General features: G+C 63.7%; 24 protein-coding genes. 9 read left to right on the top strand and 15 right to left on the bottom strand.

All coding sequences use genetic code 11. The features are described from left to right. Positions 1 to 36: 36 nt before the first annotated feature. Positions 37 to 1,233, bottom strand: a complete 1,197-nt coding sequence (locus LB552_RS08755) for an acyl-CoA dehydrogenase (RefSeq protein WP_224603979.1) — start codon at positions 1,231 to 1,233, stop codon at positions 37 to 39. A gap of 106 nt (positions 1,234 to 1,339) precedes the next feature. On the opposite strand from LB552_RS08755, the gene LB552_RS08750 reads away from it, so the two are divergent. Then, positions 1,340 to 2,251: a LysR family transcriptional regulator gene (locus LB552_RS08750; protein ID WP_224603976.1), complete on the top strand. Its 912-nt coding sequence runs from the start codon at positions 1,340 to 1,342 to the stop codon at positions 2,249 to 2,251. Here the strand turns inward: LB552_RS08750 and LB552_RS08745 are convergent, their stop codons facing one another. From LB552_RS08745 to LB552_RS08710, 8 genes are all read right to left on the bottom strand, one after another. Continuing rightward, positions 2,252 to 4,573 carry a Tex family protein gene (locus tag LB552_RS08745; protein ID WP_224603973.1) on the bottom strand — a complete coding sequence of 774 codons (2,322 nt, stop codon included), beginning with the start codon at positions 4,571 to 4,573 and terminating at the stop codon, positions 2,252 to 2,254. Between the two features lie 122 nt (positions 4,574 to 4,695). Continuing rightward, complete coding sequence (locus LB552_RS08740; protein WP_224603960.1) at positions 4,696 to 5,874, bottom strand: serine hydrolase domain-containing protein; 1,179 nt, start codon at positions 5,872 to 5,874, stop codon at positions 4,696 to 4,698. A 29-nt stretch (positions 5,875 to 5,903) separates the two neighbouring features. Then, positions 5,904 to 7,100 carry a serine hydrolase domain-containing protein gene (locus LB552_RS08735; RefSeq protein WP_224603958.1) on the bottom strand — a complete coding sequence of 399 codons (1,197 nt, stop codon included), beginning with the start codon at positions 7,098 to 7,100 and terminating at the stop codon, positions 5,904 to 5,906. Positions 7,101 to 7,218: 118 nt separating this feature from the next. Further along, positions 7,219 to 8,247, bottom strand: a complete 1,029-nt coding sequence (locus LB552_RS08730) for an extracellular solute-binding protein (RefSeq protein WP_224603956.1) — start codon at positions 8,245 to 8,247, stop codon at positions 7,219 to 7,221. 45 nt (positions 8,248 to 8,292) lie between these two features. Then, the gene (locus LB552_RS08725; protein ID WP_224603934.1) at positions 8,293 to 9,105 is read right to left on the bottom strand and encodes an ABC transporter permease; all 813 of its coding nucleotides are present in this window, start codon (positions 9,103 to 9,105) and stop codon (positions 8,293 to 8,295) included. Beyond that, on the bottom strand, positions 9,098 to 10,045 hold the full coding sequence (locus LB552_RS08720) for an ABC transporter permease (RefSeq protein ID WP_224603932.1): 948 nt from the start codon (positions 10,043 to 10,045) through the stop codon (positions 9,098 to 9,100). Before LB552_RS08720 ends, LB552_RS08725 begins: the two co-directional genes overlap by 8 nt. Continuing rightward, positions 10,045 to 11,148 carry an ABC transporter ATP-binding protein gene (locus tag LB552_RS08715; RefSeq protein ID WP_095766400.1) on the bottom strand — a complete coding sequence of 368 codons (1,104 nt, stop codon included), beginning with the start codon at positions 11,146 to 11,148 and terminating at the stop codon, positions 10,045 to 10,047. Before LB552_RS08715 ends, LB552_RS08720 begins: the two co-directional genes overlap by 1 nt. A gap of 141 nt (positions 11,149 to 11,289) precedes the next feature. After that, positions 11,290 to 12,957, bottom strand: a complete 1,668-nt coding sequence (locus tag LB552_RS08710) for an amidohydrolase (RefSeq protein ID WP_224603922.1) — start codon at positions 12,955 to 12,957, stop codon at positions 11,290 to 11,292. 251 nt (positions 12,958 to 13,208) lie between these two features. Here LB552_RS08710 and LB552_RS08705 point away from each other — a divergent pair, with 251 nt between their 5' ends. The 4 genes from LB552_RS08705 (at position 13,209) to LB552_RS08690 (ending at position 16,844) form a co-directional block, all read left to right on the top strand. Continuing rightward, a complete protein-coding gene (locus LB552_RS08705; RefSeq protein WP_224603920.1) occupies positions 13,209 to 13,862 on the top strand; it encodes a TetR family transcriptional regulator in 654 nt (217 codons plus the stop codon). A gap of 40 nt (positions 13,863 to 13,902) precedes the next feature. Further along, a complete protein-coding gene (locus LB552_RS08700) occupies positions 13,903 to 14,934 on the top strand; it encodes a histone deacetylase family protein (RefSeq protein WP_224603918.1) in 1,032 nt (343 codons plus the stop codon). 432 nt (positions 14,935 to 15,366) lie between these two features. Then, positions 15,367 to 16,077, top strand: a complete 711-nt coding sequence (locus LB552_RS08695; protein ID WP_095766396.1) for a helix-turn-helix transcriptional regulator — start codon at positions 15,367 to 15,369, stop codon at positions 16,075 to 16,077. Beyond that, a complete protein-coding gene (locus tag LB552_RS08690; RefSeq protein WP_224603916.1) occupies positions 16,074 to 16,844 on the top strand; it encodes a helix-turn-helix transcriptional regulator in 771 nt (256 codons plus the stop codon). Before LB552_RS08695 ends, LB552_RS08690 begins: the two co-directional genes overlap by 4 nt. A 164-nt stretch (positions 16,845 to 17,008) precedes the next feature. Here the strand turns inward: LB552_RS08690 and LB552_RS08685 are convergent, their stop codons facing one another. From LB552_RS08685 to motA, 6 genes are read right to left on the bottom strand one after another with little or no spacing between them, the layout of a single operon-like run. Continuing rightward, entirely contained in the window at positions 17,009 to 17,446 is a 438-nt protein-coding gene (locus LB552_RS08685) for a hypothetical protein (RefSeq protein WP_095766394.1), read from the bottom strand. A 17-nt stretch (positions 17,447 to 17,463) separates the two neighbouring features. Continuing rightward, the gene (flhB, locus tag LB552_RS08680; protein WP_224603913.1) at positions 17,464 to 18,546 is read right to left on the bottom strand and encodes a flagellar biosynthesis protein FlhB; all 1,083 of its coding nucleotides are present in this window, start codon (positions 18,544 to 18,546) and stop codon (positions 17,464 to 17,466) included. A 24-nt stretch (positions 18,547 to 18,570) separates the two neighbouring features. Continuing rightward, positions 18,571 to 19,593: a flagellar motor switch protein FliG gene (locus tag LB552_RS08675; RefSeq protein WP_095766392.1), complete on the bottom strand. Its 1,023-nt coding sequence runs from the start codon at positions 19,591 to 19,593 to the stop codon at positions 18,571 to 18,573. Positions 19,594 to 19,636: 43 nt separating this feature from the next. Next, the gene (fliN, locus tag LB552_RS08670; protein ID WP_140541755.1) at positions 19,637 to 20,017 is read right to left on the bottom strand and encodes a flagellar motor switch protein FliN; all 381 of its coding nucleotides are present in this window, start codon (positions 20,015 to 20,017) and stop codon (positions 19,637 to 19,639) included. Positions 20,018 to 20,047: 30 nt separating this feature from the next. Further along, positions 20,048 to 20,983: a FliM/FliN family flagellar motor switch protein gene (locus LB552_RS08665; RefSeq protein ID WP_318012025.1), complete on the bottom strand. Its 936-nt coding sequence runs from the start codon at positions 20,981 to 20,983 to the stop codon at positions 20,048 to 20,050. Between the two features lie 34 nt (positions 20,984 to 21,017). Beyond that, positions 21,018 to 21,893 (bottom strand): flagellar motor stator protein MotA, encoded by an 876-nt coding sequence (gene motA, locus LB552_RS08660; RefSeq protein WP_224543321.1) that lies wholly within the window; start codon positions 21,891 to 21,893, stop codon positions 21,018 to 21,020. A gap of 148 nt (positions 21,894 to 22,041) precedes the next feature. Between motA and LB552_RS08655 the strand changes: the two genes are divergently transcribed. From LB552_RS08655 to LB552_RS08640, 4 genes are read left to right on the top strand one after another with little or no spacing between them, the layout of a single operon-like run. Then, the gene (locus LB552_RS08655; protein WP_224603900.1) at positions 22,042 to 23,163 is read left to right on the top strand and encodes a DUF1217 domain-containing protein; all 1,122 of its coding nucleotides are present in this window, start codon (positions 22,042 to 22,044) and stop codon (positions 23,161 to 23,163) included. A 7-nt stretch (positions 23,164 to 23,170) separates the two neighbouring features. Next, positions 23,171 to 23,893, top strand: coding sequence for a flagellar basal-body rod protein FlgF (gene flgF, locus LB552_RS08650; protein WP_140688792.1), 723 nt, complete (start codon positions 23,171 to 23,173; stop codon positions 23,891 to 23,893). A 4-nt stretch (positions 23,894 to 23,897) separates the two neighbouring features. Then, on the top strand, positions 23,898 to 25,304 hold the full coding sequence (fliI, locus tag LB552_RS08645) for a flagellar protein export ATPase FliI (protein ID WP_224603897.1): 1,407 nt from the start codon (positions 23,898 to 23,900) through the stop codon (positions 25,302 to 25,304). Beyond that, a complete protein-coding gene (locus LB552_RS08640) occupies positions 25,285 to 26,061 on the top strand; it encodes a hypothetical protein (RefSeq protein WP_224603895.1) in 777 nt (258 codons plus the stop codon). Before fliI ends, LB552_RS08640 begins: the two co-directional genes overlap by 20 nt. The last annotated feature ends 119 nt before the right edge of the window (positions 26,062 to 26,180 follow it).

Here is a 26,180-nt window from a genome sequence, read left to right as displayed (position 1 = left end):
TGTTGCGCTGCACCTAATTTAAGCAGCCTTACCGGCTTAGAAAAACGCCTGGATCCCCGTCTGCGCCCTTCCGAGGATCAGCGCATGCACATCATGCGTGCCTTCGTAGGTGTTGACCGTCTCCAGGTTCTGCGCGTGGCGCATCACGTGATAGCCGATCTGGATGCCGTTGCCGCCATGCATGTCGCGGGCCTGGCGGGCGATGTCGAGCGCCTTGCCGCAATTGTTGCGCTTGACGATCGAGATCATCTCCGGCGCCATCTTGCCTTCGTCCATCAGCCGGCCGACGCGCAGCGAGCCCTGCAGTCCGAGCGCGATCTCGGTCTGCATGTCGGCGAGCTTCTTCTGGAACAATTGCGTGCCGGCGAGCGGCTTGCCAAACTGTTTTCTGTCGAGGCCGTATTGCCGCGCCCGGTGCCAGCAATCCTCGGCCGCGCCCATCGCTCCCCATGAGATGCCGTAGCGCGCCCGGTTGAGGCAGCCGAACGGACCGCCGAGGCCCTTGGCGTTGGGCAGCAACGCGTCTTCGCCGACCTCGACGCCTTCCAGCACCACCTCGCCGGTGATTGACGCCCGCAACGACAACTTGCCGTCGATCTTAGGCGCAGACAGTCCCTTCATGCCCTTTTCCACCACAAAGCCGCGGATCTCGTCCTTGCCGCTGTCGCCCTTCAGCTTCGCCCACACGACGAAGACGTCGGCGATCGGCGCGTTCGAAATCCACATCTTGGAGCCGGAGAGCTTGTAGCCGTTCGCCGTCTTCTCGGCGCGCGTCTTCATGCCGCCTGGATCGGAGCCGGCGTCCGGCTCGGTGAGGCCGAAGCAGCCGATCCATTCGCCCGACGCCAGCTTCGGCAGGTATTTCTTGCGCTGCGCTTCCGAGCCATAGGCATGGATCGGATACATGACCAGCGAGGATTGCACGCTCATCATCGAGCGGTAGCCTGAGTCGATGCGCTCGACTTCGCGCGCCACCAGGCCGTAAGTCACATAGTTGGCGCCAAGCCCGCCATATTCTTCCGGAATGGTGATGCCGAGCAGGCCCGCTTCGCCCATCTCGCGGAAGATCGACGGGTCGGTCTTCTCGTCGGCATAGGCTTCCTCGATGCGCGGCGCCAGCTTGTCGGCGGCGAAGGCGGCAGCGCCGTCGCGCACCATGCGCTCGTCCTCGGAAAGCTGGTCTTCGATCAGGAAAGGATCGTTCCACACGAAGGCGTTCTTCTCGGCGGCCATGGCCTCGATCTCCCGACATATTGTTGAGGTGGCCGGCTTATCGGACTCCGCGTGCAAAAAATCAAACGAAATTGCATCACGGATCAATGAGCATTAGTAATGGATCATGAATGTCCAGCGCCGCCTTCTACCCAACACCGCCGCCCTCGCCGCCTTTGAAGCGGTTGCGCGTCTCGGCTCCTTCACCGCCGCCGCGCGTGAGCTCGACCTGACTCAAGGCGCCGTCAGCCGGCAGATCGGCCTCTTAGAGGAGCAGTTCGGTCGCCGACTGTTCGAACGCGACAGCCGCAACGTCCGGCTGTCGCCGCCCGGCGAGATCTATGCCGAAGCGGTGCGCTCGGCACTTGGCCAATTGCGCGACGCAGCACTTGGATTGATGAGCAATCGGCATAGCGGCGTTCTCAACCTGGCTATCCTGCCGACCTTCGGCACACGCTGGCTGATGCCGCTGATCCCGGATTTCGTCGCCCGCCATCCCGATATCACCATCAACTTCGCCACCCGCATCGGACGCTTCGACTTCGCCCGCGAGCGGCTGGATGCCGCCATCCATCACGGCATGCCCGACTGGCCGGAGGCCGACTGCACGCTCTTGATGCGCGAGACCGTCATGCCGGTGGTTTCGCCCGAACTCCTCGCCACCCGCGCCATCGTGACGCCGGCCGATATCAGCCGTCTGCCGCTGCTGCACATGGCGACCCGCCCCGGCGCCTGGAGCGAATGGTTCGAGCATCAGGGGCTTGAGGCCCCGACCGGGCCCGGCATGCAGTTCGAGCAGTTCGGCACGGTCGCGCAGGCTTGCATGGCCGGCCTCGGCGTGGCGCTGCTGCCGGAAATCCTGATTGCCGGCGAATTGCAGCGCGGCCAACTGGTGCCGGCGCCGGGCACGCCGATGCAAAGCCGCAGCGCCTATTACCTCGTCGTGCCGCACGACAAGCGCGGCCACCCGCCGGTCGCCAGCTTTCGCGACTGGCTGCTGGGCCAGATCGGCAAGGAGCCGGCAGTGCTCGCGTGGTAGCTATTTGCGCTTCATCGCCTCGGCGAGCGCCGCACCGAGCGCGCCCTGCGACGGCCGCTCCGGCTGGCGCTGCGGCGCTGGCGAGCGCGGCGCCGGCTTGCTGCCGCCGTGATCGCGGTGGCCGCCACGGGGCGCCCCGCCCTCGCCGCCATCCTTGCGCATCGACAGGCCGATGCGCTTGCGCTTGATGTCGACATCGACGACCCGCACCTTCACGACATCGCCGGCCTTCACCACTTCATGCGCGTCCTTGATGAAGCGGTCGGCCAGTTGCGAGACATGCACCAGCCCATCCTGGTGCACGCCAATATCGACGAAAGCGCCGAAGGCGGCGACATTGGTGACGGTGCCTTCGAGCAGCATGCCCGGCTTCAAATCCTTGATGTCGTCGACACCCTCGGCAAAGGTCGCCGTCTTGAAGCCGGGGCGCGGGTCGCGTCCGGGTTTTTCCAGCTCGGCGATGATGTCGCGCACAGTCGGCAGGCCGAAACGCTCGTCGACGAAGACGCGCGGGTCGAGCGCCTTCAGCGCGGCGCTGTCGCCCATCAGCGCGCGCACATCGCGGCCGCAAGCGGCGACGATCTTCTTCGCCACGCCATAGGCTTCCGGATGCACCGATGACGCATCGAGCGGCTCTGTCCCGTTCGGTATGCGCAGGAACCCGGCACTTTGCTCGAACGCGCGCGGCCCGAGCCGCGCAACCTTGAGCAGGTCCTTGCGGGTGGCAAACGGCCCGGCCGCGTCGCGATGCGCAACGATCGCCTCGGCGAGCGACGGCCCAAGTCCCGACACGCGCGCCAAAAGCGGCGCCGACGCCGTGTTGAGGTCGACACCGACGGCGTTCACCGCATCCTCGACCACTGCCTCCAGCGAACGGCCGAGCCGGTACTGGTCGACATCATGCTGGTATTGCCCGACGCCGATCGATTTCGGCTCGATCTTGACCAGCTCGGCCAGTGGATCCTGCAGGCGCCGTGCTATCGACACCGCGCCGCGCAGCGAGACATCGAGGCCCGGGAATTCCGCCGCTGCCGTCGCCGAGGCCGAATAGACTGAGGCACCAGCCTCGCTGACGATCACCTTGAGCGGCTTCGGCCCGGCACCTGCCGGCAGGTCCGAAAGCATGTCGGCAACCAGCTTCTCGGTCTCTCGGCTGCCGGTACCGTTGCCGATCGAGATCAGCTCGACCTTGTGCTGGCGGATGAGGGCGGCGAGCTCGGCCTGCGTGCCGCGCACGTCGTTCTTCGGCGGGAACGGATAGACGGTGGTGGTCGCCACAAGCTTGCCGGTGCCGTCGACCACCGCCACCTTGACGCCGGTGCGGATGCCTGGATCGAGGCCCATGGTCGGCCGCGAGCCGGCGGGCGCGGCCAGCAGCAGGTCCTTCAGGTTGCGGGCAAAGACATGGATCGCTTCTTCCTCGGCGCGCTCGCGCAGGTCGCGCATCAAATCGAGCGTCAGATGCAGCGACAGTTTGATCCGCCAGGTCCAACCGGCTACCTCCATCAGCCATTTATCCCCGGGCAGCGTCGCGCCGATCGCATAGGCGTTGGCGATCATGCGCTCGACCGGCTTCACCGGCGATTGATCGTCCGCATCGACCTCGATGTCGAGCGACAGCACCTCTTCATTGCGGCCGCGCAACATGGCCAAGGCACGGTGGCTGGGCACGCCAGACCAGCGCTCGACATGGTCGAAATAGTCGGAGAATTTCGCGCCGGCCTCCTGCTTGCCGTCGACGACTTTTGCGCGCAGGAAGGCGCGTTCCTTCATATAGGCGCGCAGCTTGCCGACCAAATCCGCATTTTCGGCGAACTGCTCCGACAGGATGTCTCGCGCGCCTTCAAGCGCCGCCTTGGCGTCGGCCACCTCTTCCGTGACATAGGCGAGCGCAAGCTCGGCCGGAATTTTCGAGCGATCGGCGAGGATCGCCTCTGCGAGCGGCCCGAGCCCGCGCTCCCTGGCGATTTCGGCCTTGGTGCGCCGCTTCGGCTTATAGGGCAGATAGATGTCCTCGAGCTCCGCCTTTGTGCCGGCCGCGGCGATCTTGGCTTCCAGCTCCTCGGTCAGCTTGCCCTGCTCTCGGATCGAGCTGACGATCGTCTCGCGCCGTGCGTCGAGCTCGCGCAGATAGCCGAGCCGCTCGGAAAGGTCGCGCAATTGCGTGTCGTCAAGCCCGCCGGTGACTTCCTTGCGGTAACGCGCCACGAAGGGGACTGTCGCGCCTTCGTCGAGCAGCCCGATTGCCGCCGCGGCCTGCTCCGGCCGCGCGCCGATCTCGGCCGCGATGATCGCTGCGATGCGTTTGATGTCCGATGCCATGCTGGTCCCTGCGGAAAAGAGCGGCGACCATAGGCCGGGATGCCGGCTGCGCCAACCGCAATGGTTTCATCACGCGCCGAAGGTCCACAGAAAACAGCTGTTGGAACCAGCCTCTGACCGGCTCAAACCATGCCGCTCAACGCTTCGAAGAACGCCACGAGCTCCCCATCCAGCTTATCGTCCACGGGCTCCGGTTGGGACGACATCTTGGCGATGACCATTTCCGTCTTCGGATTGACGTAAAGCCACTGGCCGTGAATGCCGATGCCGCAGAAGGCACCGCTGTCGTGGCCGGTCTGGTACCATTTGTTGCGATAGCGTCCCTTCGGGAACAGGAACGCCATCGTGCCGCGTTGCCAGGCTTCATGACTGCCGCCGGTGGCCACCGTGTCGCGCACCCAGGCTTCGGGCACGATGCGGCGGCCATTGGCCGTGCCGCCCTGCCGCATCATCTCGCCGATACGGGCAAGGTCGCGCGGCGTCATCGACATGCCGCCGGCGGTGCGCGCCGTGCCTTCCATGTCGACCGTCACCGACATCTCGCTCGCGGCTCCCAGCGGCAGCCAAAGCTTCTCGCTGAGCAATTGGCTGACGCGCATGCCAGAAGCCCGTTCGATCAGGATGCCGAGCACGTCTGAATTGGGCGAACGGTAGCGATAGGTCTGGCCATGCGGCTCGGCAAGCCGCTGGATGGTCATCAGGAACGCGGCGAGGCTCTCGGACCCGCCGCCGGGATTCCACAGCGTCGAGCGGCGGTAGCGGGCGAAGGCGCTTTCCGGATCGAGATAGGCTTCCTCGAAATCGAGGCTCACCGTCATGTCGAGCACGTTGCGCACGCTCGCGTCGCCATAGGCTGAGCCCTTGGCTTCGGGGATGTAGTGCGTTACCGGCGCGTTGGGATCGAACAACCCCTCGCCTTCCAGTATGCCTGCGAGGATCGCCGTCACCGACTTGCTGATCGAAAAGATGATGTGGCGCGCTCCGAACGGCATATGCGGCGCCGACCAGTCGCCGACAGGCTTGCCGGCCTTCAGGATCGTCAGCCCGTCCGTATCGGAACGCTTCAGAAAGCTCTCGACGGTCTCGCTGCCACCGGCGAGCGATATCTTTTCCTCAAGCAATGCGCCGAGCGATTTCGCTTGGCTCTCGCCGGCGGGCGCCGCCGCGATATGCGCGCTCGGCACCAGCTCGCCGACATTCTGGAACGACCATCGGTTGAACGGCGAAAGCCGCCAGTTGTCGAGCCGCACATCCTTGCGGGCAAAGCCGTATCTGGCCTCGAACGCGGTCTTGCCGCTCATGATGCTCTCCCGGATCTTGTTTTGCGGTTTCAGGCCAGCGCGGCGGCGATGGCATGCACCGCCTTCTGCGTCGCCACCGAATAGGCGGAATTGACGAAATCCGGATAGCTCGAAAGCTTCACAACGACCATCCTGTGTTCCCAGCTCATGTGGATCAATTGGCCGAACACGCCGCGGCACATCAGCGAGCGTGAGCGCGAATCCTCGATCCAGAACTGGTTGCGATAGCTGCCGTCGGGAAGGCTCGGGCTGAAATTCGGCCCGTGCTTGCCGCTGCGCGTCGCCACGATCCAGTCGGCCGGGATCACGCCGCCGCCATTGTCGAGGATCAGTTGCCCGAAGCGGCCATAATCGCGCAGCGTCGCGTTGAAGCCACCATCGGCCAGCGCATAGCCGGCGCTATCGACGGTGAAGCAGGCGCTCTCGTCGGCGCCGAGCTTCTGCCAGAGCTCTTCCGAGACCAGCTGCGCCAAGCGCTTGCCGCTCACCCGTTCCATGATGAAGGCGAGCACGTCGGTCTCGATCGAGCGGTATTCGAATGCTTCGCCATGCGGGCGCACCTTGTCCTTCAGCCGCAGGATCAGCTCGAACAGGTGCGACGACCACGCGAAGTCCGGGTCGCTGCCCGGCGGGATCGGCTTCCAGCCGGTCGCGACATCAACCTGACCGATCTCGGAATAGCGGTCGGTATATTCCTCGGAAAAGCGCACACCCGTCGTCATGTCGAGCACGTGCTGTACCGTGGCGCCGGCCCAGCCGGTCTCGACAAGCTCCGGCAGATAGTCGGTGACCAGCTTGCCCGGATCGATCAGGCCGCGCCCGACCAGGATGCCGCACACCGCTCCGGTGATCGACTTCGCCATCGATTGCGACAGATGCAGCGTGCGCTCGTCCATGCCGTTGAAATAACGCTCATAGGCTATCCTGCCGTCCTTCAGCACCAGGAAGCCGTCGGCATAGGTTTCGTCGAGCAGGCCCGCGAGCGTCGTCGGGGCGCCGTTGCTGTCGGCCACCGGCAGATCGCCGAGGTCCATCTCCGCGCGCTCGAGGCGATGGCGATGGCCGCTGCCGCGCCACACCTCGACGGTCGGCAGAAATTCGCGGATGTGCTGGAAGGCCCAGCGGTTCCAGGGCGGCCGGTCCCAGTCGAGCTTCGGCGGCACCAGCCTGGGCGGCGAGCCCTGCATGATCGGCGGCCGCGGGTCGGAATTGCGATAGGACGACAAGATTTCCTCCCGATGCATGTCGCCCAAAATATGGGAGCGGTTCCCAGAATGACATGCACAGAAACAGTCACAAGAAAGGGAGGCCGGAGCCTCCCCTCCTTTCATACGTCGCGCGAGATTATTTGCGCAGGTTGGTCCAGATCTTGTTGTAGATCTCCACCACATCCGGCGGGCACGGCGGCACGAATTCCGGCGTCGGCGAGCCGGCCGGCGGGCTGATTTCCGGCGAGTTGGCGAACTCAGCCGGCAGGAATTTATGGCTGCCGGCGATGCCGTTGTCGTAACCGGCAAACTCGGAGATCAGCGCCGCGTTCTCAGGCGCCATGACGAAGTCCTGGAACAGCTTCGCGTTTTCGAGGTTCTTGGCGCCCTTCAGCACCGCGACATTGTCCATCCAACCTTCGATGCCTTCCTTCGGATAGGCATATTTGATCGCCGGAATCTTCTGCCGCGAACGGTAGCTGGCGCCGTTCCACTGCTCCGAGACGATGACGTCGCCGGAGGTGATCTTGGTGATGGTGTCGTAACTGAAGGTTTTCCACGACGGCTTGGCGGCCGTTAGGATGTCGTTGATTTTCTTCAAATTGGCCTTGTCGGCGCCGCAGCGCGGCACGCCGGCATAGCGCTCGGCCGCATGCATGACGGTGTTGACGTCGTCCAACATGTTGATCTGGCCCTTCAGTTCATCGGGGGGATTGAACAGGATGGCCAGCGTGTTGATGTCGCCCTTGAACTTGTCCGTATTGACGGAGAACGCGGTCGTGCCGAATTGCCACGGCACGGTATAATGGCGACCGGCGTCCCAATAGATGTTGAGGAAGCGCGGGTCTATATTCTTGCCGTTCGGCATCGCGTTGGGCTCGGTTTTTTCGAGCAGGCCCTCTTCGATCATGATCTTCACAGTGTAGTCCGACGGCACGACGATGTCGTAGCCGGAATTGCCGGCGCGCACCTTGGACAGCATGGTTTCGTTGGAATCGTAGTCGTCCAGCGTCACCTTGACATTGTACTGCTTCTCGAATTTTTCGATCAGCTTGGGGTTGGTGTAATCACCCCAATTGTAGATGTGCAGTTCGCCGTCGGCGAGCGCCGGCACTGCCCATAACAGAACGGCCGCGGAAACGGCCGCCATCAGTTTTCCAGACATTTTATGTTCTCCTTGCCTTCCCATTGTTGTGTTGGAGCTCGTGGATCATTTTGCGCGTCGCCGTGCGATCAGGAACGAAACCGAGACGAACAAGATCGACACCAGGAGCAGGATCGTCGAGATGGCGTTGATCTCCGGCGTCATCGGTCGCCGGATCTGGTTCCAGATATAAAGGGGCAGCGTCGTCTGGCCGGGGCCGGCAACGAGCTGGGTGATGGTGAAATCGTCGAAGGAGACGATGAAGGCCAGCGCCGCGCCCGACATGATGCCGGGCACCAACAGCGGCAGGGTGATCCGCTTGAAGGCGTTCCACGGCGTCGCATAGAGATCGGCGGCCGCGTATTCCAGCGTCAGGTCCATGTCCTCGAGCCGCGCCCTGATCGGCATATAGGCAAAAGGGATGCAGAACACGGTGTGGGCCAGGATCAAATTGCCGATGCCGAAATTCAGACCGAGCGTGCCGGCGATCAGCGCGAAGAAGGAAAGCGTCGCCACCGCGGTGATGATCTCCGGCACCATCAGCGGCAGGTTGATGATCATGAAAGCGGCGGCGAGCCCGCGCCATGGCTTCACGCGCGTCATGCCGATCGCCGCAAGCGTTGCGCAGATGGTCGAGACAATCGTCGCGGTCACCGAGATGATCAGCGTGTTTTTCGCAGCGCTGTGGAACTCCTCGTTGAGGAATGCGCTGCCGTACCATTTGAGCGTGACGCCTTCCCAATGCGTGACCAGCGAGCCGCTGTTCAAAGAGAAGATCATCAGGATCAGCACCGGTGTATAGAGCACCAGCAGGCAGATGATGGCGATCGAGCGGAAGCCCGGCTGGTCCTTGATATCCATGACGCGGGGCTCAGCCATGCTGCACCTTCCCCGACGTGTTGCGGACATAGAAGAACAGCGCCACCAGCACCGCCGCCATCAGGATCAGCGCCTGCGCGCATCCCAGCGGCCAGTTGCGGCCCGAGCCGAATTGCTGCGCGATCAGATCGCCGATCATCAGGTGCACGCCGCCGCCCAGGATCAGCGGCGTCACGTAGGCGCCGAGCGCCGGGATGAAGACGAGCAGGCAGCCGGCGATGATGCCGGGCTTGGACAGCGGAATGATCACCCGCCACAGCACCTGCCGGCGCGTCGCGTAAAGATCGTAGGCTGCCTCAACCAAGCGGAAGTCGAGCTTCTCCAGACTCGAATAGAGCGGCAGCACCATGAACGGCAGGAATGCGTAGAGGAGGCCGAGCTGGATGGCGAAGTTGGTGTAAAGCATCGTGATCGGTTTATCGATCACGCCGAGCGCCAGGAGCGCATTGTTGATCAGCCCCTCGTCGCGGATGATGAACATGATCGCCAGCGTGCGGACCAAAAGGTTCGACCAGAACGGGATGGTGATCAGGAGCACCCACCAGTTGCGCTGCGCCGGCGGCCGCGTCGCCATGAAATAGGCGGTCGGAAAGCCGAGCAGCAGGCAGATGATCGTCGTCACCACCGCGAACAGGAAGGAGCGCAGATAGATGATCAGGAAGTCCGGCGTGAACTGCAGCGTGTCGTCGAAAATGTCGCGCTGGAACAGGAAGTTCAGATAGGCGTCGGTCGAGAACTGCCACTGCACGCCGCCATAAGGCGCAGCGACCAGGAATGAATAGACGCAGATGATGACCAGCGGCAGCACGCCGAAAATGCCGATGATGATCAGCGCCGGCAGTGACAAGAGCCGGTTGCGCCGCGCGCTGGTTTTCACCGCCTGGGCTTCAAACAACGCGGCCTTGGAGAGCGGGGCTGAGGAGAGAGCAGCTGTCGTCATCAGTCTTTCAGGACGCGGGCGGCGTCCTCCTCGAACTGGATGCCGACCTTGGCGCCGGTCTCGTAGGTCACCGCGCTCGAACGGCTGTTCTGGTGGCGCACGATGAAATTCTCGCCGTCCCCGTCGAGTTTTACGTGGAAATGGGTGTCGGTGCCGAAATAGACGATGTTGGAGAGCGTGCCGGTAATCGTGCCCTTGGTCGGATCGGGTACCAGATCGGCATGCTCGGGACGCACCACCAGCGTCACCTCGCCGGTCGGATTGAAGCCTTCTGGATAGCCGGCACTAATCGTGGCGCTGCTGGCGAATTTGACCGTCGCCACGCCGCCCTGCTTCGACACCACAGTGCCGGGCAGGAAGTTCGTCTCGCCGATGAAGTCGGCGACGAAGCGTTCGGCAGGCCGGTCATAGATGTCGCGCGGCGTGCCGACCTGCAGGATCTTGCCGGCCGACATCACCGCGATGCGGTCGGACATGGTCAGCGCTTCCTCCTGGTCATGGGTGACGAAGATGAAGGTGATGCCGGTCTCGTTCTGCAGCCGCTTCAGCTCGATCTGCATTTCCTTGCGCAGCTTGTAGTCCAGCGCCGAGAGCGGCTCGTCGAGCAAGAGCACTTTCGGCTGCGGCGCCAGCGCCCGGGCCAGCGCCACGCGCTGCTGCTGGCCGCCTGAAATCTGGCTGGTGCGGCGGGCCTTCAGCGCCTCCATCTTGACCAGCTTCAGCATCTGGGCGACGCGCGCCTCGATCTCGGCTTTCGGCTTGCCCAGCATCTCCAGTCCGAAGCCGATATTCTGCGCCACCGTCATATGCGGGAAGAGCGCATAACTTTGGAAGACGGTGTTGACCGGGCGTTTGTAGGGCGGCAGCGGCGCGATGTCCTGGCCGTGCAGCAGAATTTCGCCGGCGGTTGGGAAATCGAAGCCGGCAATCAATCTCAGCAGCGTCGTCTTTCCGCATCCGGAGGGGCCGAGCAGTGTGAAAAACTCGTTCTCGCGGATCGACACCGATACCGTGTCGAGGGCGGCTACCTGGTTTTCGCCGGTTCCGAAAACCTTGCGAACACCGCGAACTTCGATCGCGTTCTTACCCGGTTGTTCCGGCACGATTACCCCATTGAGAGCGCCTGCTCTTGTCGGCAGGTGTGTTCCTGTTTTGATTGTCACCACAAGCCGGTCGGCTTGGCAACTGCGCAGCAGTGACTCGATCCCGAGTCCCCATTCAATTAAGCAATTCCTATGCCATCGTTAGGCTTGGTAGGTGATCCTCCCTCCACAGATGGTGGTCACCGGACGCACGGTGTGCAGCGCCTCCGGCGCGGTCGCCTCGATATCGGCCGACAAAACGACGATATCGGCGAGATATCCGGGTTTGAGGCGGCCCTTGCGATGTTCATTGAACTCCGCATAAGCGCCCTCGAGCGTGTAGCCCTCTATTGCCTCCTGCAACGAGAAGCTCTGGTCCGGCATGCCTTCTGCCCAAGGCTTGCGCATCACTGCCGCCTGGATCGACAGGATCGGATCGACCGGCGAGACCGGCCAGTCGGAAGCGAACACCACGCGCGCGCCTGCGTTTTTCAGCGTGCGCCAGGCATAGCTCAACGGCCACTTGTCGCGGCCGATGCGCGAGATCGTCGGCTCGAGCGGGAAGTTCAGTGCGCCGGGCGGATGCGCCGGCTGCATCGACGCCAACACGCCGAGCTCGGCGAAGCGCGGCACGTCGGCGGCCGTGATCACCTCGATATGCTCGACGCGATGCCGGCTGTCGCGCCGACCGTTCTTCTTCAGCGCCGCCTGATAGCCGTCGAGCACCGCCCGCACGGCGCCGTCGCCGATCGAGTGCACGGCAATCTGCAGGCCGCGCCTGTCGGCCTCGACCGCCACCTCGGCGAAATGCTCAGGCGAAAACAGCGGCTCGCCGCGCCATCCGGGGCGGTCGGCATAGTCGTCGACCATCACCGCCGTCCAGGAATCCAGCACGCCGTCATAGAAGACCTTGACCATGCCGGACGTCAGCCATTCTGAATTATAGGTCGCGGCCATTCGCGAGGCCTTTTCCAGCATCTCCAGCTTCATGAAGTTCTTGAAGTGGAACGGGATCTTGGTGCGGCAGAGCAGCCGCCCTTCCTTTTCCAGCCCGGCCAGCAGCTCCAGCTGATAGAGATTGCCGTCCATGTTCTGGATGGAGGTGATGCCATGCTTGGCGCACCACTCGAGGCCGCGATGCATCAGGTCCCGATCGGCAGCCAGTTCCTTCGCCGAAGGATAAGGATCGGGCTCCGCGCCTTCCAGGCCAAGCCGCGTCCGGTTGGCCCCGTAATGGTCGAGGACCGGTCCGAAGGCCTCGCCTTCGCGCAGCTCGCCGGCGGCGAGCCCGTCGGCCTCCATGACGATCTCGTTGCCTTGTCCGACCTCCCTGCCATTGAGCAGCCCGGCCTCTTCCAGGGCCTTGGTGTTCGCCCACATCGTATGGTGGTCCGAAGCCGACATGGCGAAGGGACGATCGGGAATGATACGGTCGAGATCGTGGCGCGTCACCGGCTCCGGCAGGATGGCGTAGTCGACGCCGGCGCCGATCAGCAGCCTGGCGTCCGGGCGCTTGGCCGCGAAATCCTGGATCGCGTCGCGCAACGCATCGAAGCCGTGCACACCTGCCAGATGCAGGTTGTCGAGTTCGGCCGCGCCGCCGAACAGATGCATATGCGCTTCGATGAAGCCCGGCAGAACGGAGCCGCCCTGCGCATCGACGACCTTTGTCGTCGGACCTTTGAGCTCCTCGATGGAAGCGCGGCTGCCGATGGCGATGATGGCGCCGTCCTTGACGGCAACAGCTTCAGCGGCGGGATTGTCGTCGTCCATGGTCAGCACACGGCCGTTGACGACCACCAGATCCGCACCACCGCCCGCAACCGACATCGCGACTCCACATTTTGCTGAGGGATCGGCAACGCCAGATCCAACGAGCCGCCGCTCCATATGGACAGCGCCGTGGGACAAATCGATGCCGATGCGCCGTCTTCGAAATTCCCCTTGTTATCGTTGAAGACAGCGTGGATAAAAGAATGCGACTGTTTATTCGCGTTTGTCAACAGCCGGAATTTGGAATGTATAGTGGACTGCACCGCGCGCCGATGGTGGGGTCGAGCGGGGAACGGGGGCAACGAGCAGTGAAGCGCAGTCTCGACCGCAAGACCAAGATAGCGCTCGAACCGCGCAAGCAGCCGCGGCAGCAACGGTCAAGCAAGGTGGTCGACAGGATTCTCGACGCAGCGCTGATCCTGACCCGCGAGCAAGGAACCAAGACCCCGACGACGCTCGCCATCGCGCAGCGCGCGGGCCTGTCAGTCGGTTCGGTCTACCAATATTTCCCCAACAAGGAAGCCATCCTGCTCGAACTCGGCAGGCGTTGGCTGTCGTCCTTTCCCGAGGTGATCGCCAAGCGCATCAAAGTCTCCCCACCCACCAACCGCGAAGAGTTTCGCCGCGAAGTGCGCAAGCTCTTCATCGACACGTCGAGGATCTATCTCGACAACGCGACCCTGATGCCGGTGATCGAGGCCATATCGGGCAACGCCGACCTGAGGCCGATCCAGGACGAATACGACAAAGAGATCATCGCCCTCTACGCAGCCTGGCTGCAGCATGTGAACCCGGCCCTCGAGGAAAAGACCGCCAAGCGACTGGGCCTGGTGATGATGGAGGTCGGGCACGCCTGCAGGCTTGTCGGACTGAAGCGGGATCGCAAGACATTCGACCTCATCGAGGACGATGTGGAAGCCATGTGGCTGGCTCTCGTGAACCCCTATCTCAACCTCGACTGATTTCGCATTTCCAACTGATTTCGCACTCCAGGGGAATTCCATGAAAACTGTCTTTTCGCCTCTCCACGCGGGCCATTCAGGCCAGATGGAACTGGTCACGTCGGCGATCGTGTCGGGTTTCGAGAAACCGTCGCGGGCCGAATTCATCAAGGCGCGGGTGGAGAGCGAGAAGCTCGGGCCGATCATCGGTCCGGTCGAGCATGATCTGACCGCCGCAAAGCGTGTGCATGAGGCTCACTACATCGATTTCCTGCCGACGGTGTGGCCGCAATGGGTCGCCGCCGGCTTCACGGGATCGGCGATGGGGTTCACCTGGCCAACCCGCGGCCTGCGCGGCGATGTGCCGCCGAAGCGCGTCGATGCCTTGCTCGGCTATTATTCCTTCGACGCCGGGGCCACCTTCGTCGAGGGCACCTGGGCGGCGATCAAGTCGTCCTATGATGTGGCACTGACCGCCGCCGCTTTGGTCAAGGACGGCGAGCGCAGCGCCTTCGCGCTTTGCCGCCCGCCCGGCCATCATGCCGGCGCTGCCTTCATGGGCGGCTACTGTTTCATCAACAACGCCGCCGTCGTCGCGCAGTGGTTCCGCGACCACGGCGCCAAGCGCCTTTCAATCCTCGATGTCGATTACCATCACGGCAACGGCACGCAGGAAATCTTCTATCGCCGCGGCGACGTCCAGGTGCTCAACCTTCATGGTGATCCGATGGTCGAGTATCCGTTCTTCCTTGGCCATGCCGACGAGCGCGGCGAAGGCGAAGGCGAAGGCTTCAACATCAATTACCCGATGCCTTTCGGCACCGATTGGGACGGCTGGAGCGCGTCGCTGGAGGACGCCTGCGCCAAGCTCACGGCCTACGCCCCCGATGTCGTCATCGTCTCGCTCGGCGTCGACACTTTCGAGAAGGACCCGATCAGCCAGTTCAAGCTGAAGAGCGTCGACTATCCCAAGATCGGTCGCCGTATCGCCAAGCTCGGCCTGCCGACGTTGTTCGTCATGGAAGGCGGCTACGCCGTGGAAGAGATCGGCATCAACGCTGTCGGCGTGCTGACCGGCTTCGAGGATCGCTAAGCCCCTTTTCAAGGCCATGCGCTCCCGGATGCAACCGGGGGCGTATTTTTTTAACGACCTCGCCTCGAAATCATCGGCTCAATTCAGCTTTGAACTACCGCCAAATAACGCGAAGACCGGCTGCTGAGTCGCAATGCGAGTCTATCGGATTCGATTTTGTCAAATCGCGTTTGATGTCAGATTCATCTGCGGGTAGATTAGACCCGAATCAGCCGGTCCACGGGGGCGCGGCGACCACCCAAAGTCTCGAGTCCGGCGCCAGGCCGGCACCAGACGCGGACGGTTTCGCGTTCCCTAAAAGGATTCGGCGCGGTTGGGCGCCGTTCGCGCCCGTGAGTGTGTCTTCGTAAACGTGACGCGTTTCGGGTCCGGCCGTTGGCTTCGCCAGCACCGGGCACAAGGATCGATTCCGGCAAGAATCCAAGAATTAAAATGAGCAGTCCCGCCGCGCTTCTCCAACCCGACGCTTCAGGCTCGCGCCTGACGTCGCGCGGCGATCTCACCAGCTTCTTCATGCAGCTCGCCGCCGATATCGGCGCCGACAGCTACATGCTGGTCGCCATCGTGCATGACCAGGACCGTAACGATGCGCGCATCGTCTCCTCCAACTGGATCTTCGACGCCATAGAGCTGATCGGCAAAAGGCTGATCGCCAATTTGGCGCTAGGCCCCTTGACCGTGGCGCCGGGCGTACGCCCGAAGCCGTTGGTGGCGGCGCACGCGCCCGACGCCGGCGCGTTGCTGACCGGCGAGGAAGCCCGCCTGCTCGACGTGCTCGGCCACGCCGAAATCTATTCGCTGCGGCTCAATGTCGGCCGGCAGCGCCTGTTCGTGCTGTTCTCGGCCGCCGAGGCAGGCAGGATCGACCTGGCCGCGCTGATGAAGGCACAGCTCAAATGCTGCTATGCGCTTTCCAGCATTCCGCAGCTGATCGCGGCGGCATCCATGCAGGATCCGCTGTCGGACCGCGAACGCGAGTGCCTGTTCTGGGTCTCGGAAGGCAAGACCACCGATGAGGTGGCCGTCATCCTCGGCGTCTCGTCGAACACCGTCAACAGCTACATCACGCACGCCATCCAGAAGTTCGCGGCCTCGAACCGCGCGATGGCGATCGCGACCGCGATCAGGAGCGGCATCATTTGAAGCACGCACAGGTCAAAGAGGCGGCCGCCGCCCTTTTCAACGATCAGCGCAATCCGTTCGGCGCCTTCTCGCTCGGCTCGGAGACCCATCAAGCGGTCACCATTCCGGATGCCGTGCGTCGCTGCCGCTGGATTGCGGTCGATATCAATGCCTCGGCGTTCGGCCTCTATTTCGTCAGCCCCTCGCCCGAGCGCGCGCGTCTCGTGGTGTGTTTCGATTCCGACTATCCCGGCACCGCTGTCGCGACCAAGTTCATCTCCGGCGCCAATGGCGAGGACATGGTGCGCCACAGCCGGCTCTCGACGGCGCCGCGTTGGTGGGCCGACGACGGCAGCGCCGGATCGCGGCAGGTCTTCCACTCGCTCGCCTGGGCCGAGCCGACCACGCCGCTGGCGCCCGGCACCAACGGCATCGCCTTTCCGGTGCATGCCGATCGCGGCCAATGCGGGCTGGTCGTCTTTCTCGGCTCGGAGATCGCGCTGTCCGACGAAACGCTGTGCGAGATCCACGCCCGCTCCTTCGCGCTTTTCGCGGCGGTCGCCCGCATCCGCCCCGGCGACACCGGCAGGGCGCGTTCAATCTCCAAGCGCGAGCTGGAATGCCTGAAGCTGACCGCCAACGGCAACACCAGCGAGGAGATCGCAAAGCTCCTCAAGCTCTCGGTGCATACCGCCAACCAGTACCTCACCCAGTCGACGCAGAAGCTCAACGCGGTCAACCGCAACCAGGCGGTCGCCAAGGCGTTGCGGCTCGGCTTGATCGAGTGACGTCACGCCTGCGGGGGCGCTGAACGGGCCGCGGCTAAAACATGTCTCCCGAAAGTGGGAACCGGTTTCGGGGCAAAGACATGCGCAAAATCAAAAGCCTAAAGCGCAGGGAGCGAATTCAAAAGATTGCGACGCGCTTTAGGTCGGCTCGCCTGCTATCAATCTCAGGGGAATGCCAGCGGCTCGGTCCTGCGGATGCGAGCCTCTTCGATCGCGTCCTCGAGCAAGGCTGTGTTGTGCTCGGGCGTCTCGCCAGGCTTCTCGAACGACACGTAGTTGACCGTCACGGCGGCCTCGTGCTCGATCAGCGTAAGCTGGAAATAGACCGTCACGCCGCGCGGCCGAAGCTCGAGGTCGAGCACGATGCGCGGGCTGCCGCTCCAGTCGACATGCGCCTCGCCGCCATGGCCGAGCCGCAGCATGCCCGGCCGGAAGTAGAGCTCGGCCGCCGAATCCACCAGGTCCGAGAGGCAGGCGAAATGCTCGAGCCGGATGAAGGCGATATAGTCGGCAACGTCGATGAGCCTCAATTCGCCCACCACGGGCTCGATGGCGCTGGCGACGATCAGCTCGCGGGAATTGGCGTGTGGTTGCCGGTCCATGGGTTAGCGGCGTCCGTTCATTGGGTTGCTTTTCGTGCTGCCTTCTTCGAGTAGACGATCCGCACCAACTCGGCGACCGCCTGATAGAATTGCGATGGGATCACGCTATCAACCGAAACTTGCTTGTACATGGAGCGCGCGAGCGCCACGTCCTCGAAGATCGGGATGTTGTTCTCCCTGGCGATCTCACGGATCTTGAGCGCCACCAGGTCCTGTCCCTTGGCCAGCACGATCGGCGCGGAATCCTCCTCGCGCACATATTTCAGCGCGATCGAATAGTGCGTCGGATTGGCGATCACCAGCGTCGCGCGCGGCACGGCCGTCATCATGCGTTTGCGCGCCCGGTCGCGCGCCAGCGAGCGCAGCCGCGACTTGACGATCGGATCGCCTTCCGACTGCTTCAGCTCGTCCTTGACTTCCTGCTTGGTCATGCGCAGGTCGCGCCGCCAGTGGAAACGCGACCAGACGATGTCGACCACCGCGATCAGCCCCATGACGAAGACGATCGCCACCAATATGTCGACGAAGATGCCGCGTATGACCAGGCCGAACGAGACCGGATTGGTGATCATGCCGGCGAGCAGCTTGCGATGATCTTCCGAGAGCGTGAAGGTCAACACCGCGATGGCAAAGCCGAGCTTGGCCAGCGACTTCAGGAACTCGACCCAGCCCTGCACGCCGAACATCCGGCTCCAGCCCTTGGCGATTGAGATGCGCGACAGCTGCGGCCTGATCCGCTCGCTGACGATTTGCGGCATGTTCTGGAACACCGAGGCGCCGATGCCGGCAACCGTCAAGAGCACCAGCAGGCTGACGACGGCGCCGCCGATCTCGAACAAGACCTGCTTGTAGAGCGAGATGACGTCGGTCTCGGTGTTCATCGGCCAGGCTTCCGGCTTTTCCAGGAACGTCGACAGGAACATGCCGAGATCGACGATCGCGTCCTTGGCGTAGAAGACGGCGAAAACCAGTATGGCGAGGAAGGAGGCAAAGATCGCGGTCTCACGCGAATTGGGCAGCTTGCCCTGTTCGATCGTGTCGCGGATCTTCTTTTCTGTGGCTTCCTCTGTTTTGGAATCCTTGTCGACCGCTTCAGCCATGGCGTCCTGACCGAGCTATGATCGTCAGGCGGCTTCGGCGGTGGCGGTCTGCGTCGAGGGCAGCTCGAAGGCCCCTTCGCGCGACAGCCGGATGGCGGCGACCGATATGCTCTTGCGCGCCGCCATGATGTCGGCAAGGGCAATGCCTTCCGATCCTTGTCCGAGCTCGGATTCGATCATGCGGCGGGAGCGTGCGCCGATCGCCGAGAGCACCGATTCGGCGAGTTCCGGCGGCGCGCCGCGCAGCGCCAGCGTGACCAGTTCTGTCGATAGCCCGTCGAACAGCAGAACCCGGGCTTTTTGCGGCAGCAGCGGCAGATCGTCGAAGGCGAACAGCCGCGACCTGACGCCGGCGAGATCTGGCGTGCCGGCTTCCTCCAGGTCCTGCATAAGGTCGTCCAGTTCCGGCTTCGCCATTTCATTGAGCATGCTGGCGACGCGCTCCTGGCCGGCAGTGGTGTCCCGGCTGGCTTTCTGCGACAGCACGCTCACGCGCAGCTGGTTCTCGACGATCCGCGATGCCGCGTCCGGGATGTTGGCCATTGTCACCATGCGCTTGATGATCTGGCTGCGCATCGGTTTTTCCATGGTGAGCAGCACGTTGGCGGCTGTCTGCGGCGCAAGCTTCGACAGCACCATGGCCGATGTCTGCGGATGCTCGCCCGCAAGGAAGGAGCCGAGACGCGCCGGCTCGAGCTTCTCGAGGTCCGGCCATATCGGCGCAGGTCCTTCCGGGACAGGCTCGAACTTCTTGTCGCCCATGATGGCGCTCATTTCCTCGGGCGACAGCGATTCGTTGAGGATCGTATCCATCCGGTCGGCTGAATCGAGCAGGCCGGCGCCCTCGGTGAACTCGGCTTCGAACTCGGCGACGATCCGTTCCAGATCAGCCTGCGGAATGGTGCGTAGGAGACGCGCGCCCTCGATCAGCGCCTTCAGCTCGTCCTGTTTGAAGAATTTGAGCAGGCGGCTGGCCGCGGGCTTGCCCATGGCCACCAATATGGCCGCCGCCTTTTGCGGACGTGTGAGCGCCAATGCCGTCGTCATGCGTGTTGTCCTCGCTGCCGATTGGTCCGCCCGCCGGCCATTCTCAGGCGCTCTTCGTCGCGGCGATGATTTCGGTGAGCCGGATACCGAACCGCGTCGGATCGCTTTCCAGCACCGTGATCTCGCCACGCGCTATTCTGCGGCCGTTGACCACGACGTCGACCGGCTCGCCGATGCGGCGGTTGAGCGCGACGGTGGAACCCTTTTGCAGCGCCATCAGCTCCGACACGGGCATCTCCGTGCTGCCGAGGATGATCTGCACGTCGACCGGAATGGTCATGATGATCGAGGAATTGGCACCCGAATACAGCGCGCCATCCGGGCGCTTTTCCTCTTCCCGCAGCACGCCGCGCAGTTCCTCGATGGCGCGGTCGAGCTGTTCGTCGGGCTGATCGGGTTCGGCTTCCACCTTGGTTTTTGCCATCTGTCGTCTCCATGAATCCCGTGCCTGGCGTCAGCCCGGCATCAGTCCGTCGATGAAATCCTGCCCGGCGTCATGCGGATGGCTGATGCGGACGGTGTAGTTCTGCCCCAGCTTGCCGAACTCGCAGACAAACAGGGTCTTGTCGCGGGCGCTGAGCCTGGCGTTGAGCTGGGCGTTCTCCTCCAATTCGATCACCTGGCCGGGCTCGAACGCGGCGAGGTCGCCGAGCGTCAGCCGGGCGAGCGGCATCGTCGCTTCGAGCCGGACGGTCGAGCGCATCACCTCTTCGGAGAAGCGGGCCCGCCAGTCGAATTCACTGGCTTCGCCTTCTTCGGTTCTGGCGGTGGCTCCGCGCGTAGACAGAAGGACGCGCTGCGGAATCATCACCGTGATGGTGCCGGTATCGGTCGGCGTGGAGACACCGAACACGATGCGGACCGCGGCGCCGTCGCGCAGCACGCGCCGCCTCGCTTCGCCGCCCGACGTCGCCTTTGGCACCGGCAGGCGCAGCTCGAGCGAGCGCTTGCCGGATCCGTTGAGCGCCGCCGCGACCTCCTGGAACACCATGGTCGCGACATCGGCCTCGATCTGCGACAGGTCGCGCTCGATCGGCGCCACCGGCTGGTCGGGATCGCCGCCGAACAGCGCGCTCACCATCACGGCCACCGCATGCGCATCCATCACCAGCGTCATGGCGTCGGCCGAGGCCGGCGAAGACACGATGGTCAGCGCGAAGGCATCGCCGGCGCGCGAACGCGCCTCTGGAACGCGGCCGACCTCTACCACTTGCAGATCGACGGTCACCGCCGCGCCGAGTTCTGCGACAAGCGCCTTCTGCAGCAACGGCAGCGCCCGCTCGGCCATGCCGCGGCCGACGCCGATCACCTGCGCCGCCTCGCCGCTGTCGCCGACGAGCCGCTCGATGATCAACTCCCGGGTTTGCGAAGGACTGCCCGGACTTGTCATGACGGCAGGCGGCCCTGTCTGCGCTGCTGCATGCTCAGGCCGCCTTCTTCTCGGCGCTGCCGGTGTTCATTGTGCTCTGCTCGACCGCATCGATGGTCGGACGTTCGTAGGAGGATATGGTTTTGCGGCCGAATTCGATCGCCACCTGCGGCAGGGCGCCGTTCATATACGCAAGCAGTGTCTGTTTGACGATGATGTAGAGGCGGTTCTTCTTTTCGCGCACCGTCTTGATCTTGGTGGCGACCGGACCGACCACGGCATAGGACAGAAAGATGCCGAGGAAGGTTCCGACGAGTGCCGCGCCGATCAGGCCGCCGAGGATTTCCGGCGACTGGTCCAGCGCACCCATCGCCTTCACCACGCCGAGCACGGCCGCGACGATGCCCAGTGCCGGCAGGCCGTCGCCGACCGCGACCATCGCGTGATAGGCCTTCAGCTTGTCGGTACGAATCGTCTGGATCTCCTCGTCCATCAGCGCCTCGATCTCATGCGAGCGGGCGTTGCCGATGATGATGATGCGGCAGTAGTCGCAGATGAAATGGGTCAGGTCGTGGTTCTTCAGCACGGTCGGAAAGGCCTGGAAGATGGCCGACTCCTCCGGATTGTCGATATGCGCCTCGACCTCGCTGCGCGACTTCGAGCGCAGCTCGCGCATCAGGCTGTGCAGGACGCCCAGCGTCTCGAGGTAGTCGCGCTCCTTCGGCACCGCCTGTTTGAAGGCTTCGAGAATGCCCTTGCCGGTATCCTTGACCGTCTTCATCGGATTGGCGACGAGAAAGGTGCCGAGCGCGGCGCCGCAGATCACCACCGCTTCCCACGGCTGCAGCAGCACATGCAGATGGCCGCCCATGGCCATGAAGCCGCCGAGAACGCAGCCGAGCGTCACCACAAGTCCGATCAGAATGCCCACGACAGGTCCTTCCGCATGTCACATCGTGGATCAGGGATAGTCCTCGTGCCTTGTGTGAGGCTTGAATCGCAGGCATGGGAAGCGATTCAGCTTCGCGCAAGGAAGTGACGCTATTGTGCGGGGATAGCTTCGGCCGGAGGCACGCCCTTTGCTTAGTACCTACCTCAGCTACCAGTTGATCGCCAAAGACATCCCCAAGTCTATCGCCCGCATCGAGCAGCAGCCGACGGTCGATCGCGACACCCAATACTATCTGGCTAACATCACCAAGGTGAAATCGATCGACGATTTCGTCAAAAACGACCGCCTGTTCAAATACGCCATGAAGGCTTACGGGCTGGAGAACATGGACTATGCCAAAGCCTTCATGGTCAAGGCGCTCAAGGAAGGCGTCTCCGATCCCAACAGCTTCGCCAACAAGCTGACCGACAAGCGCTACGCCCAATTCGTCCGCGCTTTCAACTTCGCGGCGGATGGCGCCGATGCGACGGTCTACAATCCGGCGCAGCAGCTGGTCACGAAGAATTACGCAATGCAGGCTGAGATCGCCGGTCTCGACCCGGATTCGGACTATGTGAAGGGCGAGACGACATATTATCTCGCCAACATCACCAAGGTGAAATCGGTCGACGACCTGATGTCGAACGACCGGCTCTACACCTACGCGCTGGCCGCATTCGGTCTCGACTCCGCCACCGAAGACAAGGACCTGATCAGGCAGGTCCTTGAGGGCGGTGTGCGCGATCCGGACAGCGTTGCCAACAAGCAGACCAACAAGGCCTATGCCGGGCTGGCCTCGGCCCTCAACTTCGAGCAGTACGGCGCAAATGCCACCACCTATGTTCCAGCGCAGCAGCCGACCGTCGACAAATACCTGCGCCAGACCTTGGAAGAGGACGCCGGCCAGACCAACGAGGGCGTGCGGCTGGCGCTCTATTTCCAACGCAAGGCGCCGGACATCACCAGCTGGTACGACGTGCTGGCCGACACCGCTTTGGCCAGCGTGGCGCGTACCGCGCTCGGCCTGCCCGATTCCTTCGCTACCGCCGACATCGACAAGCAGGCGCAGCTGTTCGAGCAGAAGCTCGACATCAAAGACTTCACCGACCCCGAGAAGCTCAGCAAATTCCTGACCCGCTTCACCAGCATGTACGAGATCAACCACCCCACCTCGACAGCGGTGACGTCGGTCAGCGTGCTCTTCGCGCAGCCGACCAGTGTCGGCATATCCACCGACCTGATGATGGCCATGCAGCAGTTGAAGTTCTGAGAAGATCATGCAGGATAGCCTTTACGTCGCCCTTTCCTCGCAGATCGCGCTCGAGCGCCGTCTCGACACCATCGCCGACAACGTCGCCAACGCCTCGACAATCGGCTTTCGCGCCACCGGCGTGAAGTTCGAGGACGTGGTTTCGGGCACCGGGCCGAAGTCCGTTTCCTTCGCCTCCTCCGGCAAGACCTATCTTTCCGGCGCGCATGGCGCGCTGACCGAAACCGGCAACCCGTTCGACTTCGCCGTCCAGGGCGACGCCTGGTTCGCCATCGAGACGCCCGCCGGCACGGTGATGACGCGCGACGGCCGCTTCTCCATGAACGAGAACGGCGAATTGATGTCGATAGAAGGCTACCCCGTCCTGGACGGCGGCGGCGCCCCGATCCAGCTCGATCCGCGCAACGGCCCGCCCAAGGCGGGCGCCGACGGCTCGCTCAGGCAGAACGATCAGCTGGTCGGCGCGATCGGCCTCTATAATTTCGACCCCGGCGAGAATTTCGTCCGCTACGGCAATTCGGGTGTCGTTCCGGCGCGCACGCCCGAACCCGTCACCGACCGTTCGGACGTCGGTATCGCCCAAGGATTTCTGGAAGAGTCGAACGTCAACCCGGTGCTGGAAATGACTCGGCTGATCCAGGTGCAGCGCGCTTTCGAGAACACGGCGGCGCTGATGCGGCAGACCGATTCCTCCACCGACGACGCGATCAAGACGCTCGGCTCGAAGTGACGGCATGACGACCGGCTCGTCCCTGTTGCGCGCTTCCGACAGCCCGGCGGATACTGGACGGCCCGACAGGTTGGCCGCGCTCGAACGCATCTGGCAGCGGTTCGACGATCCGCAGGCACTGCTTTCACGCGGCGGCCGCGTCGTCGAGATCTCGCCGACGCATTACAAGGTCCGCGGCCTGTCCGGGATTGCCAGGCTCGGCGACATCGTCGAGCAGCGCGGCAAGGCCGGCGCACGCCGCGGCGAGATCGTCAAGATCGGCAGCGACGAGGTGGTGGTCGCGCCTTTCGAACGCAGCGCCGACGCCGGCATCGGCGATGCCGTCTTTCGCCGCGGCCCGCTCGCCGTCGCGCCGCATGTTTCCTGGCGTGGGCGCGCCATCGATGCCTTGACCCGCGTCATTGACGGCGGACCGCCGCTGATCAGGCCGAATGCCGCCGAGGTCGCGCATCGCGCGACGCCCGGCGCCCTGGCGCGTCAGCGCGTCGGCACCGGCTTTCTCACCGGCGTCAGGGTCATAGACATCTTCACGCCGCTCTGCTTCGGCCAGCGGCTCGGCATCTTCGCCGGCTCCGGCGTCGGCAAGTCGACGCTGCTTGCGATGCTGGCCGGCGCCGAGGCCTTCGATACGGTGGTCGTGGCGCTGATCGGCGAGCGCGGCCGCGAGGTGCGCGAATTCCTCGAGGATACGATCGGCGCCCAGAGCATGGCCAAGACCGTCGCCGTCGTCGCCACCAGCGACGAAAGCGCCATGATGCGCCGGCGCGCGCCCGATACCGCCATGTGCGTGGCCGAGCATTTCCGCGACCAGGGCCATCGCGTGCTGCTGGTGCTGGATTCCATCACCCGCTTCGCCCATGCGCTGCGTGAGGTGGCGACGGGAACCGGCGAGCCGCCGGTCGCGCGCGGCTATCCGGCTTCGGTCTTCACCGACCTGCCGAAGCTGCTCGAACGAGCCGGGCCGGGAGCCGAAGGCAAGGGTTCGATCACCGCCATCATTTCCGTGTTGGTCGACGGCGACGACCACAACGATCCGGTCGCCGATTCGGTGCGCGGCATCCTCGACGGCCACGTCGTGCTCGACCGCGCGCTTGCCGAGCAGGGCCGTTATCCGCCGGTCAATCCGCTGTCGTCGATCTCGCGCCTCGCCGACAAGGCTTGGAGCGCGGAGCAGCGCATGCTGGTGACCAGGCTGAAATCGATGATCGCGCGCTTCGAGGACACGCGCGACATCCGTCTGCTGGGCGCTTACCAGAGCGGCGCCGATGCCGAGCTCGACATCGCGGTGCGCCAGGTGCCGCTGATCTACGAGGCGCTCTCGCAATCACCGAGAGATCGCGCATCGGCCGATCCGTTCGCCGACCTCGCCCGCCACCTCAAGGGGAAGCTGAATGGCGATCAAGGAGACTGAGCTCCAATACACCGAGCGCATGTTGCGCGACATGCTTGCCGAGGCCGAGGCGGCGGAGAAAGCCGCTGCTGATGAAGCAAGAATTGCCAGGAACAGAGCCGTGCGCGCCAGGACGGAGAAGGCGACGGCTCTTCTAAGCAGCGCCAACAGGCCGCATCCGCCGAGGGCGACCGCTGACATGGCGCAGGCCAGCCGCGATTCGTTGCTCGACGGGCTTTTTCCCCGCACCGAGTGGCCGGAACCGCCGAAAGCCCATTTCCCGCGCCTCGCCGACAAGAGCGCGGACCGCCGCAGCGATTTCGTCATCGCCGCGCTCGGAATCGCGCTCGGGCTGATCTGCGCCCTGTTTCCCTGGTACATCTTCTTCAACCAGGAGCAGTTCGGCGTTCAGGCCATCAAGTTCGGCGGCAGCGGCAGCAATTCCGGACGCGAGGGCGGCGGCGTTGTGGCCGAACGCAGCGGGCCGCTGACGGTCAAGGACATTCCAAATGCCGATATCGACCTGTTTGCCACCGGAACGGTGCAGGACGACCCCGCGCCGGCGCCCGGCGATCAGCCCTTCCCGGCCGCCGCTTCGGAATTCAAGATGGTGCATGCCGCCAACGGCCGCGCCATGATCGAGGACGATACCGGTCTGTGGATCGTGCAGCGCGGCTCCGTCCTACCGGATTCCAGCCGCGTCGCCTCGATCGAGCAGCGCGGCGGCAAATGGGTGATCGTCACCAGCGCCGACAAGGTGATCCAGCTCTCGAAATAGCCGCTAGAGCATGATGCCGAAAAGTGTGAAGCGGTTTTCGGTCGACGTCGTGCTCTATTCCTTGATTTAGAAGCGGATTCAGATTTCAGGTCCATAGACCTGAAATCATCCGGCTCCAG

Source organism: Mesorhizobium sp. CA7, assembly GCF_020165015.1.
In the GTDB taxonomy this organism is placed as follows: Bacteria; Pseudomonadota; Alphaproteobacteria; order Rhizobiales; family Rhizobiaceae; genus Mesorhizobium.
The sequence above is the reverse complement of the archived record's forward strand: the minus strand, read 5'-3'. Positions and strand labels throughout refer to the sequence as shown.